14 protein-coding genes and 1 pseudogene are annotated in these 15,806 nt (G+C 68.5%); 7 read left to right on the top strand and 8 right to left on the bottom strand.

What is annotated here, in order from left to right:
- Positions 1–380 precede the first annotated feature (380 nt).
- Positions 381–2,564 (bottom strand): annotated as a pseudogene (locus tag FEK34_RS14395) (MMPL family transporter); the annotation flags it as partial.
- Between the two features lie 207 nt (positions 2,565–2,771).
- A complete protein-coding gene (locus tag FEK34_RS14390) occupies positions 2,772–4,127 on the bottom strand; it encodes a condensation domain-containing protein (protein ID WP_138448371.1) in 1,356 nt (451 codons plus the stop codon).
- 253 nt (positions 4,128–4,380) lie between these two features.
- Here FEK34_RS14390 and FEK34_RS14385 point away from each other — a divergent pair, with 253 nt between their 5' ends.
- From FEK34_RS14385 to ligD, 6 genes are all read left to right on the top strand, one after another.
- Positions 4,381–5,025, top strand: a complete 645-nt coding sequence (locus tag FEK34_RS14385; protein WP_138448370.1) for a TetR/AcrR family transcriptional regulator — start codon at positions 4,381–4,383, stop codon at positions 5,023–5,025.
- A 64-nt stretch (positions 5,026–5,089) separates the two neighbouring features.
- Positions 5,090–5,317 carry a hypothetical protein gene (locus FEK34_RS14380; RefSeq protein ID WP_232052081.1) on the top strand — a complete coding sequence of 76 codons (228 nt, stop codon included), beginning with the start codon at positions 5,090–5,092 and terminating at the stop codon, positions 5,315–5,317.
- Between the two features lie 25 nt (positions 5,318–5,342).
- Positions 5,343–6,443 (top strand): SPFH domain-containing protein, encoded by a 1,101-nt coding sequence (locus tag FEK34_RS14375; protein WP_138448369.1) that lies wholly within the window; start codon positions 5,343–5,345, stop codon positions 6,441–6,443.
- Positions 6,444–6,477: 34 nt separating this feature from the next.
- On the top strand, positions 6,478–6,876 hold the full coding sequence (locus tag FEK34_RS14370) for a cold shock domain-containing protein (protein WP_138448368.1): 399 nt from the start codon (positions 6,478–6,480) through the stop codon (positions 6,874–6,876).
- A gap of 138 nt (positions 6,877–7,014) precedes the next feature.
- Complete coding sequence (locus tag FEK34_RS14365) at positions 7,015–8,100, top strand: ATP-dependent DNA ligase (protein WP_212748757.1); 1,086 nt, start codon at positions 7,015–7,017, stop codon at positions 8,098–8,100.
- A complete protein-coding gene (gene ligD, locus FEK34_RS14360) occupies positions 8,097–9,098 on the top strand; it encodes a non-homologous end-joining DNA ligase (protein ID WP_138448367.1) in 1,002 nt (333 codons plus the stop codon). The genes FEK34_RS14365 and ligD overlap by 4 nt, the downstream gene beginning before the upstream one ends.
- Before the next feature lie 43 nt (positions 9,099–9,141).
- On the opposite strand, the gene FEK34_RS14355 is transcribed toward ligD, so the two are convergent.
- From FEK34_RS14355 to FEK34_RS14330, 6 genes are all read right to left on the bottom strand, one after another.
- Positions 9,142–9,762: a cysteine hydrolase family protein gene (locus FEK34_RS14355; RefSeq protein WP_138448366.1), complete on the bottom strand. Its 621-nt coding sequence runs from the start codon at positions 9,760–9,762 to the stop codon at positions 9,142–9,144.
- 82 nt (positions 9,763–9,844) lie between these two features.
- Positions 9,845–10,837, bottom strand: a complete 993-nt coding sequence (locus FEK34_RS14350) for a GlxA family transcriptional regulator (protein WP_138448365.1) — start codon at positions 10,835–10,837, stop codon at positions 9,845–9,847.
- Positions 10,838–10,925: 88 nt separating this feature from the next.
- Positions 10,926–11,717, bottom strand: a complete 792-nt coding sequence (locus tag FEK34_RS14345) for a hypothetical protein (protein WP_138448364.1) — start codon at positions 11,715–11,717, stop codon at positions 10,926–10,928.
- Between the two features lie 181 nt (positions 11,718–11,898).
- Complete coding sequence (locus FEK34_RS14340) at positions 11,899–12,546, bottom strand: TetR/AcrR family transcriptional regulator (RefSeq protein ID WP_138448363.1); 648 nt, start codon at positions 12,544–12,546, stop codon at positions 11,899–11,901.
- Positions 12,530–13,675: an acyl-CoA dehydrogenase family protein gene (locus FEK34_RS14335; RefSeq protein WP_138448362.1), complete on the bottom strand. Its 1,146-nt coding sequence runs from the start codon at positions 13,673–13,675 to the stop codon at positions 12,530–12,532. Before FEK34_RS14335 ends, FEK34_RS14340 begins: the two co-directional genes overlap by 17 nt.
- A gap of 121 nt (positions 13,676–13,796) precedes the next feature.
- A complete protein-coding gene (locus FEK34_RS14330; protein WP_138448361.1) occupies positions 13,797–14,486 on the bottom strand; it encodes a TetR/AcrR family transcriptional regulator in 690 nt (229 codons plus the stop codon).
- A gap of 252 nt (positions 14,487–14,738) precedes the next feature.
- Between FEK34_RS14330 and FEK34_RS14325 the strand changes: the two genes are divergently transcribed.
- Entirely contained in the window at positions 14,739–15,782 is a 1,044-nt protein-coding gene (locus tag FEK34_RS14325; protein WP_138448360.1) for a hydrolase, read from the top strand.
- The last annotated feature ends 24 nt before the right edge of the window (positions 15,783–15,806 follow it).

Raw genomic sequence — 15,806 nt, 5'->3', positions numbered from 1 at the left:
TGTTGCGCGCCGACATCGAATCCAGCGAATCAGAGCGCCGAGGCGCTGTGATCAGCAGGCGGCGCGGGTGCGGGCCGCACGCCCGGGTATGGCGGTCGAGTAGTCCGTTGACCAGTCCTTCGATCGCCGTCCGCATCCCGGCCACCCGCCGGGCTGATGGACGCACCGGATACCAGGTGGTGCTGGCGACTGGCAATCGACTGGCAGGTGGCGTGCCGTCAGCCACGAGCAGACACGCTCCACGTTCAGAGAGCCGCGACGGTGCCACCAGGCACGGGGCACGGGGCACGGATAATCGGGGCGCGAACGGTAGCGCGTGACTAACGGGCGCGGCGCCCCGAATCGCCCGCACCCGGAGCTGGGCGAGGCGCTCAGCCTTTACCGATAGGAGTCGGTTGCGGTGGTTCGTCGGCGAGCAGCGGCTCGCCCAACCCGATGCGCCGTTGCAGTCGTTTCATCCATTCCGGGGCCCACCAGCACCGGTCGCCGAGCAGGGTCATCGTGGCGGGCACCAGCATCATCCGCAGCACGGTGGCGTCGATGATCAGGGCGGCGATCATGCCGAAGGCGATGTACTGCATCATCACCAGATCGGAGAAGGCGAAGGCACCGGTCACCACCAGCAGGATCAGCGCGGCCGCGGTGATGATGCGGCCGGTGTGCGCGGTGCCGGTGCGCACCGCCTCCTCGGTGGAGGCGCCCTTCGCGCGGGCTTCCACCATGCGCGAGAGCAGGAACACCTCGTAGTCGGTGGACAGGCCGTAGATGATGGCGATGATCAGCACCAGGACGTTGGCCTGGATGGGTTGCGGGGTGAAGTTCAGCAGGTCCGCACCGTGCCCGTCGAGGAAGATCCAGGTGAGGATGCCGAGGGTGGAGCCGAGCCCGAGCGCGCTCATCAACGCCGCCTTGATCGGAAGCACCAGCGAGCCGAAGGTCAAGAACATCAGCATCGTCGTCAGCAGCAGCACCAGCACGATCATGAACGGAATCCGCACCAGCAACGCGTCGATGCTGTCCTTCTGAATCGCGGGCACGCCGCCGACCAGCATGGTCACCCCGTCGGGCCGTTCGAGGGCTCGCAGATACTCGATGGTCTCGCCCGCTGCGGCGGAGTCGACGAGGGTGGCCTTGGTGCGGTACACATCGCCCTGCACCGTCGAGCGCGATGGGATCTCGAAATCGCCGGCGAGGCCGGGCGCGGTGTTCGCCTGATGCCACAGATCGCCCACCGCGGTGCTGTTGCCGGAGACGAAGATCAATTCCAGCGGGTCCGATTTCCGGACCGGGAACAGCGCGTCGATCCGCTCCTGCGCGACGCGGGTCGGATCGTCCGGCGGCAGATAGCGTTCGCTGAACCCGCCGAAGACGAGGTTGCGCATGGGCAGGATCAACAGCAGCAACCCGACGCACAAGGCGACGCTGATCTTCAGCGGATGCCGCATCACCCACGCGGTGCTGCGCGCCCAGAATCCATGCTCGACCTCCTCGGCGGACCTGGTGCGGCGAAACCGTTCGAAACCGAGCAGATCCACTCGTGGTCCCAGCACCGCGAGCATGGCCGGGAGCAGGGTGATCGAGGCCAGCGCCGCCAGCGACACCGTCGCGATGGCGCCGTAGGCCATCGATTTCAGAAAACCCTGCGGAAACAGCAGCATGCCACCGAGGCTGGCGATGATCATCGTCGCCGAGAACACCACGGTGCGCCCGGCCGTCACCACCGAGCGGCGCACCGCCGTCGGCGTGTCATAGCCCGCCGCCAGTTCCTCCCGGAACCGGCTCACCACGAACAGCCCGTAGTCGATCGCCAGCCCGATGCCGATCATCGAGACCACCGGGGAGACGAAGGAATTCACGTCGGTGACCATGGTCAGCAACCGCAGGATGCCATAGGCGCCGAAGACGGTGAGCCCGCCGACGATCAACGGCAGCGCCGCCGCCACCACCCCGCCGAAGATGAAGAACAACAGCACCGCCACAGCGGGAATGGCCAGCATTTCCAGTCGCCGGGTGTCGTGGGCGACGGTGTCGTTCAACGTCCCCGCGACCGCTTGCAGGCCACCGACCTGCACCTCGATCCCGGCAATCGCGAAGGCGTCCTTGACCTTCCGGTAGTTGTTCACCATCTCGGTGTCGGTGTCACCGCGAATGGCGATCGCGGCCACGGCGTGTTTGCGGTCGTCGGTGGCGGCTTGCGGACCGCTCAGCTTGCCGGTCTCGGTGGGCCAGTAGGCGGCGTTGATGCCGAGGATCTCGTCGGGGTACTCACGCGGCAGCCGGTTGAGGTTGTCCACCACGCGGTCGCGGACGTGCGGATCGTCGACGGTGCTGCCGTCGGGTGCGGTGTAGAGCACCACCACGTCGACGTCGTGGTTGCGGCCGAAGGCCCTATCGGACAAGCGGGCGGCCACCGCGGATTCCGAGGTGGGATCGTCCAATCCGCCCGAGGTCAGATGCTCGTCGAGTCCGGTGCCGGCGGCTCCGAGGCCGAGCATCGCCGCGCCGACCACGACGATGACGGCGAACCGCAGCCGGTACACCAGCTCCCCCCAGCGGGTGAACATCATCCGGCTCCGGGTAGGCCGGCGCGCACTCGGGCGCGTTCGAAACGCTGTCGTCGATCCGGTCGGACCAGAACGCCGATTGCCAAGGGGCCGGGACCTTTCCGCTTGTACCCGCAGTGTTGGACGTCATCCAACGTACCGGCCGGAAGCGACAGGTCGTCACGATTGTGAAATCTCCCAATTTCAAATAGGGGCCGCCCCAGCAGATCACACAGGGTCGACGACGGCACGGATCGGGCCGCGATAGCCGGCCGCCAGAGCGCGCACCACCGCGTCGAACCTGGCGACGAACGATTCGGCCGTCGCTGGATCGAACAATGCGGTCGGATAAAGGAACACACCGTCCACGCCTGCCGGAGCACCCGCGGCGTCGTAGCGTTCGACCAGCCCGAATTCCAGATCGTGTTTGGCCCGCGGCGCGCCGACCGGCACCTCGGTCACCGTGGGCGTCCGCGCGCCCGCCCCCGGTGCAGGCGCGACGGCTCCGCGTTCCAGGATGAGCGTGGCCTGGAACAGCGGGGTCCGCGCGTCCTCGGGCAGGCATCGCTTCAGCCGCGGGTTCGGGGTGTCCGGATGCGCGAACGCGGCCAGCGCCACCCGGCGGACCTGATCGATGAGCTCGTCCATATCGCCGGCCCGGTCCAGGCGGATCCGCAGCAGCACGTCGTCGGCGAAGTTGCCGACCAGATCGTCGAGCAGCCGGTGATCGCGCCCGCTCACCGCCGTCGCCACGGTGACGTCGTCGCTGCGCCCGAACCAGCCCACACACACCGCGAACGCCGCCTGCAACACCATCAGCAGGCTCACCCGCCCCCGCTGGGCGCGGTCGAGCAGGGCCGCGTGCACCGCCGGTGCGAACGCCACCGCGATGGTCGCGCCGTCGGCGGACGGCACCGCCGGACGTGGCCGGTCGAGGGGAAACCGCAGCATAGCCGGGCGACCGGCCAGGGTATTGGCCCAATAGCGCAGCTGCTGGGTGGCCCGGCTCCACTCATCGGCGAAATCACCGAGCTGGGCGTGCTTCCACAGCGTGTAATCGGCGTAGTCGACCGGCAGCGGCGGCAACACCGGAGCCCGGCCACGGGCACGGGCGGTATAGGCGGCGCCGAGGTCGCGCAGCAGCGGCGCCACCGAGCGGCCGTCGATGCTGATGTGATGGGCGACCAGTAGCAGCACCACATCGTCGTCGTCGAGCAGGTACACCCGCGCCCGCAACGGCAGTTGCGCGGCGAGGTCGAATTCCCGCCCGGCGAGTTCGGCCAGCCGGGCCGGCAGATCGGCCTCCGGTACCGGGCACACCCGGATATCCGGCTCGGCCTCGGTCACCGGGACGACGACCTGCGCGGGTCCGTGCTCGGTGGCCGGGTATCGGGTGCGCAGCGGCTCGTGCCGGGCGATCACGTCGGCGAGCGCAGCGACCAGGGCGCCGACATCGATCGACGCGCCACGAATGCGCACCGCGCGCGCCACGTTCCAGTCCGCCGAGCGGCCCGCGCGCGCCGCATGCCACATCCGCTCCTGCGCGGGAGCCAGCGGCAGATGCGCCGGACGCGGGCGACGCATCAACACCGGTGGGCGCGTCGCCAGTGGCGGTCCCGGTCGCAGTACCGGTATCGGACCCGTACCGAGCCTGTCGCCCGAGCTCCTCGACCCGGCCCTCGTAGCGGACTCCACCACCTGCACCTCACCAACACGCTCGATCTCGCAGGAAAGGTATCCGGGACGAGTTAACCGACAGTTACCGATGCATGAAGCCGCCGAGTCGGTGACCGGGCGGGGGCCCAGCGGCGCGGCGGTCGGCATTAGGGTGGAACGGGTGCAGACAGGCCAGGAATCAGACCACCCGCACGCGGATCCACTCGCCGGACCCCGGATCTGGGGCGGGACCACCCTCACCGAGCGCAAGCAGGTGCGGCGGGCGGCGCTACTGGAGGCGGCCCTGGACCTGATCGGCGAATCCGGAGCAGCCGGGGTCACCATGCGGGCGGTGTGCCGCCGGGCCAATCTCACCGACCGCTACTTCTACGAGAGCTTCGCCAGCCGCGACGAACTGCTCGATGTGCTCTACCGCCAGGTGGCCGAGGAATTCCTGGAACCGATGACGGCGTTCGCCGTGGCCGACGATCCGTCCAGGGACCGCGCCCTGTCGCAGGTGCTGGTCGACAAGGTGCTCGAGGATCCGCGCAAGTCCCGCCTGTTCCTGGTGGAGCCGTATTCCAGTACCGGCCTCGGCCAGACCACCATCGCGGTGATGCCCGCGTTCACCCGGCTCATCCAGGACCATCTGTTCTCCCATATCGATGATCCGGTGCGGCGGCGCCTGGCCGCGGTCACCATGGCCAGCGGTAACGCGGGCATGTTCTCGGCGTGGCTCAACGGGTCGCTGCGCGCCGATCGCGAGGAGATCGTCGACCATCTCGTCGCGATGATCACCGCCTACCGCGGGCTGTATCGGCACTGACCGCCGCGCTCGCCGCCGTCACCGGGTGCGGCGAATCGTAAGGTGGCCGCAGGAGGTTCGAACGTTGACCGATGCGGTAGTGGGTTCTACGGGTACGCTGATGTCGCCGATCCGGGGGGCCGGGATGCTGGGTGAGGTCCTGGTCGCCGTCCGAGGGGGAACCGAGCTCTACATCGCGCGCGCCACCGAGCCGATCGCAGCCGGGGCGACCGTGCTGATCATCGCTGTCGACTCCGGCCGCATCGCCGAGGTGGTGCCGTGGGTTCCGCTCGTGCCGGATCCGCTGGAGTGATGTCGAAACAGCAAGGGAGACAGACGTGCTCGGCTACCATGTGCCGGATCCGGACGAGGCGATGCTGGTCAGCGGCGCCAAGAGCAAGGACAACACGCCGTTCAAGGTGATCATCGGGCGCGGCGCGTGGGTGGTGCCCTTCTTCCGTAAGGTCCGGTATCTGTCGCTGGCGATGTTCGAGGCCGAGATCAAGGAGCGCTGCGAGACCAAGCAGGCGATCCAGCTCGATGTGCGGGCCGTCATCGCGTTCAAGGTCGCCAACGACACGCCATCGATCGTCAATGCCGCACAACGCTTCCTGTCCGAACAGGAACGCGAGATGTCGATGCTGACCGGGCGCATCTTCTCCGGGCACCTGCGCTCCATCGTCGGCTCCATGACCGTGGAGGAGATCATCCGCGAGCGTCAGCGCCTCGCCGACGAAGTGCTGGTGGCGTCGAAGGTCGAGATGAGCAATATCGGCCTGTGGGTGGACTCGTTCCAGATCATGTCCATCGATGACGGCGACCTCGGCTACATCTCCGCGCTGGCCGCACCGCACAACGCCGCCGTGCAGCGCGACGCCCACATCGCGCAATCGCAAGCCGCCCAGCGTTCGGCCGAGGCCGAGCAGGAGTCGCTGCGCCGCCAGGCCGAATACGAGCGGGAAACCGCTCTGCTCAAGGCCCAGTACCAGCGCGATATCGACAAGGCGCAGGCCGAGGCCGCCGCGGCCGGCCCGCTGGCGCAGGCACTGGCCCAGCAAGAGGTGCTCATCGCCAAGGCCGAACAGGCGCGCAAGGAAGCCGAACTGCGCGAACAGCAGTTGCAGGCCGAGGTGGTGAAACCGGCGGCCGCCGAGGCCGAGCGGGTGCGCATCCTCGCCGAGGCCGAGGCGGACCGGACCAGGATCCAGGCCGAGGCCGCGGCCTCCAACAACCGGATCGCACTGGACCAGTTGCTCATCGAGCAGTTGCCGGAGATCGTTCGCCAGGCCGCGCACGGGTTGTCCAACGCCAACCTCACCGTGCTCAACGGGCCCGACGGGGTCAGCGAATTGGTCAACGGGATGGTCGGTCAGGGGCTCACGGTGTTCTCTTCGCTGCAAAAGGCGCTTTCCTCCAACGATGGAGAAAATGCGGGTTAAAGTGGCCCGGTAGCGTCGGCGACGAGGAGCGGGTGTGGTGGCCATCGGGAAATTGGTGTCGTTCGACAGCTCGCGCGGATTCGGTTTCATTCGTCCCGAAGACGGTGGTCCGGATGTTTTCGTGCATGTCAACGACATCGGTCTCGACGAGGACGAACTGCGCCAGGGGCGGGTGTTCGAATTCGAGATCACCGAGGGCGACCGCGGGCCCAAGGCGGTCAATCTCGCCGCCGCGGGCGGCGGCGCCGGCCCCGCTCCTCGTGGCCGCACCAAAGACCGGGCGGGGGTGGTGGTGTTGACACCGGCCGAGCACACCCGGCTGGTCACCGAACTGCTGCTGGATGCCAGCCCCGCCCTCACCGCCGGTGAGATCGTCACCATCCGCGAACGACTCACCGCCTTCGCCGCCGAACACGGCTGGCTCGACGACTGACCTCGCGTCCGGCACGCCCGTCGCGCTGTCCGCCGGATCCCGCACCCTGTCGGTACCGCCGCATACGATCGCCCCACCGATGAATCATCGTCGGTCGCGACGTCGACATCGGTGAGGACCGACTCCGAGGAGGATCGCGTGGACCTACCGGTGATGCCACCCGTGCGGCCGATGCTCGCCAAATCCGCCCCGGCGGTGCCGCGGGAACCCGGGCTCAGCTACGAGCCCAAATGGGATGGATTCCGGTGCATCGTGTTCCGCGACGGAGCCGAGATCGAGCTCGGCTCCCGCAATGACCGCCCGCTGACCAGGTATTTCCCCGAGGTCGCCGAGCTGCTGAAGGACGCGCTGCCGCCGCGCTGCGTGGTCGACGGCGAGATCGTGATCGTCACCGAGGCCGGCCTCGATTTCGACACCCTGCAACTGCGGCTGCATCCCGCGGCTTCGCGGGTGGCCAAACTCGCCGCGGAAACCCCGGCGAGTTTCGTCGCCTTCGATCTGCTCGCGCTGGGCGACGACGACTTGACCGGCGAGCCGTTCCGGGAACGCCGGCGTCTGCTCGAGACCATCCTCGACACCGAACTCGCACGAGTGCACCTGACACCCATCACCTCCGATCCCGATATCGCCGAGGACTGGTTCACCCGCTTCGAGGGCGCCGGCTTCGACGGGGTGATGGTCAAGGCCGACGACCAGCGGTATCAGCAGGACAAGCGGGTGATGCTCAAGGTCAAACACGAACGCACCGCCGATTGCGTCGTCGCCGGATTCCGCTGGCACAAAGACGGCGAGGGCGTCGGTTCGCTGCTGCTCGGGCTCTACGACGACGAGGGCAACCTGCATCACGTCGGCGTCGCGAGCAGCTTCACCGCCGCCAGGCGCAAACAGCTCGTCGGCGAACTCGAGCCGTGGCGGGAGAACGCGCTGGACAATCATCCGTGGCGCAACTGGGCCGACGCAGCGGCACAGGCCTCCGCCGAGGGCAAGATGCCGGGCGGGATGAGCCGCTGGAGCGCGGGCAAGGATCTGTCCTGGGTGGCGTTGCGGCCCGAGCTCGTGGCCGAGGTGCGCTATGAGCATGTGCAGTCGGGCCGGTTCCGGCACGGCGGCAGGCTGGTGCGGTTCCGCACCGACCGCACGCCCGAATCGTGCACGTACGCCCAGCTCGACGAGGTGGCGCCGGCCGAGCTGGCCGCCATCTTCGGTTCCGAGGTGGCGCGATGAGCAGCGCCGTCGAGATCGAGGTCGACGGCCGCAACCTCACGATCTCCAACCCCGACAAGGTGTATTTCAGCAAGCGCGGGGAAACGAAACTCGATCTGGTGCACTACTACCAGGCCGTGGCCGAACCACTGCTCGGCGTCATCGGCAACCGGCCGCTGTTGCTGGAGCGCTATCCCGACGGCGCCTCGGGCAAGTCCTGGTTCCAGAAGCGGGTGCCGAAATCCGCGCCCGACTGGTTGCACACCGTGGAAGTCACCACCCCCAACGGCACCACCAGCGACGCGCTCGTCGCCCACGATCTGGCCCACATCCTGTGGGCGGTGAACCAGGGCTGCCTGGGATTTCACGTGTGGCCCAATCACGTCGACGACCTGAACATCGCCGACGAACTGCGCGTGGACCTGGACCCCTCCCCCGGCATCGGCTTCGACGATCTGCGCGCCGCGGCCGTGCGCACCCGTGAACTGTGCGCCGAACTCGGTATCGACGCCCGGGTCAAGACCTCCGGGTCGCGCGGGCTGCACCTGTATGTGGCGCTGGAACCGCGCTGGGATGGCTATCAGGTGCGCGCGGCGGCGGTGGCGCTGGCCCGTGAGCTGGAGCGCCGCCATCCCGATCAGATCACCGCGCATTGGTGGAAGGAAGAGCGCGGCAGCCGCGTGTTCGTCGACTACAACCAGAACGCCCCGCACAAAACGGTTTTCGGCGCCTGGTGCGTGCGGCCCAAGGTGGGCGCGCAGGTGTCGACACCGATCTCCTGGGACGATCTGGCGACGGTGGTGCCGGAGGAGCTGACCATCGCCACCGTCCCGGCCCGGCTGGCCGAACGCGGCGATCCGTGGGCCGAGCGGCCGCCGCAGTCGATCGCACCGCTGCTGGAGATGTCGGAGCGGGATATGGCCTCGGGGCTGATGGACGCGCCGTGGCCGCCGCAGTATCCGAAGATGCCCAACGAGCCACCGCGCGTTCAGCCCAGCCGCGCCAAGAAGGGCGACTGAGGACGGACCCGGCGGGCGGGTGCCCGCCGGACACCGGCTTCGCTCAGTCCGGGAGAGCGTCCACGGTCGGGACGACGATGCCGAACAGATCCGTGACGGTAGTGAGTGCCGCGGTGTGCAGTGCGGCAGCGGGCACGACCGTACCGTCGGGACCGGTCAATGCACGAGTGGCGCTGGCTTCGGCGACAACGGTCGGCCGGTAACCGAGGTTGAACGCGCCTTCGGCGGTGTGGCCGACGCACATATGCGTCATGAACCCGGCCAGCACGAGATCGCCGCCCGGCGCGACCCCCGCATCGCGCAGCGTCTGTTCCAGTGCGGTGGCGTGGAAGGCATTGGGGAACTGTTTCACCACGACCGCCTCACCGTCGATGGGTGCGACGTCGTCGCTGATGGCGCCGATCTCGGCGCGGATGTCGTACGGGCTGCCTTCGCCGCCGTCGTTGATGATGTGCACGACGGGAATCCCCGCACCGCGTGCACGTTCGAGCAGCCTGGCACCGGCGGCCAGCGCGGGTTCGGCGCCTTCCAAGGCCATCACGCCGGTGCGGTAGGTGTTCTGGAAATCGATCATGATCAGGGCGGAATCGCGCAATCGTGGCGCCGCATCGTCCAATCCGACGACGGTGCGCAGGGATTCCGAGGGCCGAGTGGAGGTGGTCATGAAACAGCCTTTCGAGAGGATGTGGGCATGGCGAAGTTCCTCCCGGCGCATAGGCCGAGGGAGGTCTGAGGGGATCGGACGGTCAGGCCGTCCGGGTGCGGAAGCGGCGGCGATAGGCCGCCGGCGTGGTACCGAGTTGACGTTTGAAGGCCCGGTGCAAGGTCTCCACCGAGCCGAGGCCGGAACTCGACGCGATCTGGTCGAGGCTGCGATCGGTGGTTTCGAGCAGTCGACGCGCGACCTCGACCCTGGTGGCCTCGACATACGCGCTCGGCCCGATGCCCATCTCACCGGTGAAGACCCGGACGAAATGGCGTTCACTCAACCGCATCCGCGTGGCGAGGACCTCGGTCGACAGGTCCTCGTCGAAATGTTCGGCGATCCACAGCCGGAGCTCGTCGATATCGCGGCGGGCCGGAGCGGGACGGCTCAGCGGCACCGAGAACTGACTCTGCCCGCCCTGCCGTTTCAGGTACATCACCAGCTGACGCGCCACCGCCAGGGCCGCCTGCTCACCGAGATCCTCGGCGACCAGGGCAAGCGCCAGGTCCAGGCAGGCGCTGATGCCGGCGCCGGTCCACAGCCTGCCGCGGTCGGTGCGCACGAAGATCGGATCCGGATCGACGGTGACCTCGGGATGACGGGCGGCGAGCTGGGCGGCGGTCGACCAGTGCGTCGTGGCCGTCTTGCCGTCGAGCAATCCGGCAGCGGCCAGCAGATGCGCGCCGACGCAGACCGAGGCCACCCGCCCGGCCCGCGGCGCGACGTCTTGCAACCACGCCACCACATCGGTGTCGATACGGGCCAGCGGTCCGGCGTCGGTCATCTCGACCGCGCCGGGCACCAGCAGGGTGTCGACGCGGCCGTCGACCTCGTCGAAGGTCAGGTCCGGCAGTACCCGCACTCCCGCCGACGTGGTGACCGGGCCGGGAGCCGGAGCCGCGAGCCGGACCCGATAACCCGCGCGCCCGGCCGTCTCCCGGTTGGCCAGCGCGAACACTTCGGCGGGACCGGTGACGTCGAGCAGGTCGACTTCGGGGAAGACCGCGATGACGACGTGATGGGAATCGGGCACGAACCCATCCTCACCCCGCGGCCGGGATGACGGCAATGACGAGTGTCTGTCACATTCGGACATCGCCGCGGCGGTGCCGCCGACGGCTTCAGGCGGTCCAGAGCACCCAGGTGCCGCTTCGGCCCTGGCCTTCGCAGACCAGCGCGCGCCCGTCGGCGGTGCGCGCGGTCGCCGCGCCGCCCGGGTTGCAGCTGGTGCCGCCCTCGCCGACGACCTCGGAGATCGTGTAGGGGCCCTTCCACTGGAATCCGGTGGTGGAGGTGGCGGCGGTCAGGCACAGCAGCGTCGATCCGTCGGCGGCGGTGCCGATGAGCCCGGCCTCCGGGCAGGCGGTGCGCAGGGTGGCCGTCGGCGCCGCGGGACCCGTGGGTTCGGCGCCGGATGCCGGTGCGCCGGTGGTCGCTTCCGGCGCACCCGCGTGCTCGGCTGGTGCACTGCCTGCCGGTCCGGTCGCCGAAGCCTGTGTCGCCCAGACGGTCTGCGAGGTCTGGGTGGACGCGAGATCCTCCGCACGCGAGACCACATCCGAGAGCAGATCGCCGGGCAGCACCAGCAGGGCCGCGATCACCGCCGCCTCGGCCAGCCCGAGCAGCAGCGCGAACAATGCCATCACCCGGCCGCGAGGATGGCTGAAGGCGATGAGCCCGAACACGATCGCCACCGGGATCAACAGCAGCAGGGCCGCGACCAGCGCGATCACCGCGTAAGGGTTGACGATTCGGCGGGCGGCGTGGTCGTCGTAGCCGCGGGACCAGTCCTGGTCGTAGTCGTCGTCGGACTCCTCGACGACAACTCCTCCTCGGCCACGGCGAACGACCGCGGTGGTATCGTCGCGAACTTCCGGCCAGCGCTCATCTGCCCAGCGCTGCGAATCTGCCATCCGAGGTACCTCTCACACTCACCGTCGCGCGAAACCTCAGACCCGGACCCGCCCCGACACGAGAAGGATAGAGGCCTGCCGCCGAACCGTCCTGCGAATGCGGCAGATCGCATTACCCGAAAGCACGCCGGCATGCCCGGCGTATCAATAACGAACACAGCACAATTGCCGTGGCGGGAGCTCAGTGGCCGCGTTCGACCTTCGGCAGGGATTCGGTGACCAGTGTCAGCAGCATGTCCACCAGCAGGCCGTGCACCTGCTCACGGGACAGGGTGCCGCGGGTGATCCATTCGCGTCCGGCCACTTTCACCAACCCGCCGTAGGCGCGCACCATCGCGCGCATGGACGCACTGTGTGCCGAATCGGCGAGCCCGATCATCAGCAGCAGCCGTTCCGCGGCGGCGTCATCGGCCTGATCGAGGATCTGCTGCACGTCCGGATCGTCGCCGACGCCCTCGTGGCTGGTGACCTTCACCCAGGTGCTGCCGTGTTCGGAGATGGTGTCGAGCAGCCAGCGCACGCTGGCCTCGACCCGTTCGCGTTCGGTGCCGGTGGGCACGATCATGTCGTCGATGCGTGGCAGGGTCACCATCCGGCGCACCACCGCGAGATACAGATCGCGCTTGTTGCCGAAGTAGTGGTTGATCAGCCCGCGCGCGACTCCGGCGCGCTGAGCCAACTCCGCCGTCGACACCGCGGCATAGGGCCGCTCGCCGAACATCTCGATCGCCTGGGCCAGGATCTGGGCCCGGCGTTCGTCGGGCTCGAGCCGCCGGCGGCGCGGTTGCCCGTCGGTGGCCGGGACTGGGATATCAGAGAGATCGCGCAATGAGATCCTTCATCACCTCGTTGCTGCCCGCGAGGATGCGCAGCACACGGGCGCCGGTGTAGAGCTGGGAAATCGGGTACTCCGTCATGTAGCCGTAGCCGCCGAACAGTTGCAGGCAGCGGTCAACCACGATACCCAGTTGGTCGGTCAACCAGTACTTCGACATCGCAGCGGTGGGAATGTCGAGTTCGCCGCGCAGGTGTTTGGCGATGCAGTCGTCGAGGAAGGTGCGGCTGACAGTGGCCAGCGTCGCGCATTCGGCGAGTTCGAATTTGGTGTTCTGCATGGCGAACAGCGGTTTGCCGAACGCCTCGCGGCCCTTGGTGTATTCGACGGTCAGCTCGACCGCTTGCTCCATCATCGCGACCGCCATGATCGCGGTGACCAGGCGTTCCTGGGCCAGCATCTGCATCATCTGATAGAAGCCCTGGCCCTCGACGCCACCGAGCAGGTTGGCCGCGGGGACCCGAAGGCCGTCGAAGAACAGCTCAGCGGTGTCCTGGCCCTTGCCGCCGATCTTGGACAGGATGCGGCCCCTGGTGAAACCCGGTGTGTCGTCGCCCACCTCGGCGAACAGCAGCGACACACCCGCGGCGCCCTGCTCGGGATCGGTTTTGGCGGCGATGATGATGCCGTCGCACAGCCAGCCGTTGGTGATGAAGATCTTCGATCCGGTGATGACGTAGTCGTCGCCGTCGCGCACCGCGCGGGTCTTGATGTTCTGCAGATCCGAGCCGGTGCCGGGCTCGGTCATGCCGATCGAGAGCACCATATCGCCGCTCGCGGCGCGCGGCAGTACCCGCTGTTTGAGTTCGTCGGAGCCGAATTCGGCGAGGTAGGGGGCGATGATCGCGCTGTGCACCGGCATGCCCATGGCGCCGTCGCCCGCACGGACCTGTTCTTCGATGATCGCGGCCTCATGGGCGAAGGTGCCGCCACCGCCACCGTACTGTTCGGGCAGCGCCGCGCAGAGCAGACCGAGTTTGCCGGCGGTGCGGTAGAGCTCGCGGTCGGGATGGCCCTGCTCGACGAACTTCTCCTCGTGCGGAACGACCTCGCGTTCGAAGTAACTGCGGGCGAGATCCCGTACCGCTTCGACCTCGTCGTCACTCCAGATCGGGCGTGCCATCGTCGCATCCTCTGCTCGTTCCCACCCGGTCGCACCGGGGCTTGCGCCCTCAGGTTCGCGCACTATTGGCGTTCTGTCAACAAGCCGCGCGTGAGTAGGCCCGGCGTGTGCGATGCGGGATTCAGCGGTCGGTGTCGACGGCGGCGAGCGTGGTGAAGATGGGCGTGGCCGGATCGGCCTCGATACCGCGGCGACGCAGGAAGCTGTCGATGAGCCCCCACACGTATTCGGTGGTCTGGTCGATGAATTCGCTCGCGTCCTGGGCCGGGTCGTCGCCACCGAGCCACAGGTCGGTGATCGAGACGACCACCCCGGTGATGGCCCGGGCCAGATAGTCGACGCCGCTGTCGTCGATGGGCACCGCTTCGGCCACCGCCCTGGCCTGCCTGGCCAGGCGGCCTGCCACCTGACGCCCGAGGTCGACCTGCACCACCGAGCCGTCGCGGTCGTGTCCGGTCTGGGCCTGGCCGAGGAAGCGGAAGACGTTCGGGTGCTCGAGAATGCTGTCGGCGTACGCGCACAGGACCGTCCGCAGCGCCTGCCGCGGTGGTCGCAGGACGAGAGTCAGGTCGCTCCCGGCGGCGGCGAAGGCCGATTTCGCCATCCGGTGGCCGATCTCGGTGAACAGGTCGGCCTTATCGGCGAAACGCCGGTACAGGCGGGGTTTGGTGATACCGGCCTCGCGCGCGATGTCGTCCATGCTGGGGCGCGGGCCGTCGCGGTCGATCACCCGGATGGCCGCGTCGACGATCTCGTCGCGGCCGATGGACCGCGGGGCGGCGCGCACGGTGGAGCGGTTCACGCTATTCATCTCCGGGTGCCGGCGACGGTCGATGTTGGCGAGTGCGGCGGCATTCACCCCTCGAGCAACACCACCGACCCTGGTGCCAGAGCATACACGTACTCCTGGTACGAGCCAGCCGAGGCAGGTCGATACGCGATAAACGCACGATTCACGTGATCCATCACACATCTGCATCTACCTGCGGTATCTGGCTTCACCGGCAGACGTACTGGCAGTATCGTCGACCGTACCGCCAGTACGCTCGAACGAGGTGACGTGATGACCGAACCGCGCGACCCCGGCCGCCACCCGGAAGGTGGGCCCGACCCGGATCGCCGCTGGCGGATCCCGGTCGACGGAGTCGAACTCGCCGGCGCCTACCGCCTCGACCGCCTGGCCGAAGACCTCTACGCCGTCATCGACACCGTGTCCCCCGACCAGCCGGTCCATCTGGCCGGCCACGGCTGGGGCGCGGTGCAGGGTTGGGAGGCCGTCCTCGATCCGCGCGCGAGCACCCGCATCGCCTCGTTCACGGCGTTGTCGGCGCCGCATCTGGACCATCTGGGGCTCTGGTTGCGTCAAATGCGGCAGCGCACTCGGCGCACCGTGCATCTCCTGCAAGCAGGCAGGGTGCGCCGGCCGGCGACCGTGCCGCAATTCGAGCGACGCGCGACGGGCGGGAAGAACACCGCAAGCACGGGAACCGCTGTGCGGCCCGCCGTGGAAAACAGCTCGTCGAGGGTTCATGACGCGGCGACAGCGCATCGGGACTCGCCGGCGCAGGGTTGCCCGACGGTGCACGAACCTGCGGCAACGCACGGGTCGCCGGCAGCACAGGGCTCCTCGCGGAAACGCGCCCGCAGGAGTGCGCCCATCGCGTCCGCTCTCGACGAAGCGCGACTGACGCTGCACAGCTCACCGTCGCTGCTGCGCCGGGCGATCTACCAGCCGCGGGTCCGCGCGGGCCTGGGCCGGCTCACGCACCGCTCTGCCAGCGCGCAGGCGCCGATCGCACCGACCTGGCGCACCGATCTGCTCGCCGGCGCGCGCATCGTCCGCGCCAATCTCGGCCACCACCTGCGTCATCCCCGCGACCGGCACACCGCGGTGCCGGTGCAGCTGCTCCTCGACGCCGCCGATCCGGCCGCGCGGCCCGGCCTGCGGGCCGCCGTGCAGGAACGGGTGGACCGGCTGTGGTGCTACACACTGCCGGCCAATCATTGGCTGCCGGTGACCGAACCGCTGCTGGTCGGTGAAGCCATCGCCAATTTCGTCAGCGATCTGCGCGCCGACAGCGACCCCGCGCACCGGACCACTCCGTGATCGCGCGGGCAATGTCCCCGTCCC

Origin of the sequence: Nocardia cyriacigeorgica, from assembly GCF_005863245.1 — a bacterium.
GTDB classification, from domain to species: domain Bacteria; phylum Actinomycetota; class Actinomycetes; order Mycobacteriales; family Mycobacteriaceae; genus Nocardia; species Nocardia cyriacigeorgica_C.
Note: the sequence above shows the minus strand (reverse complement) of the source record. Positions and strands in the feature narration are given on the sequence as shown.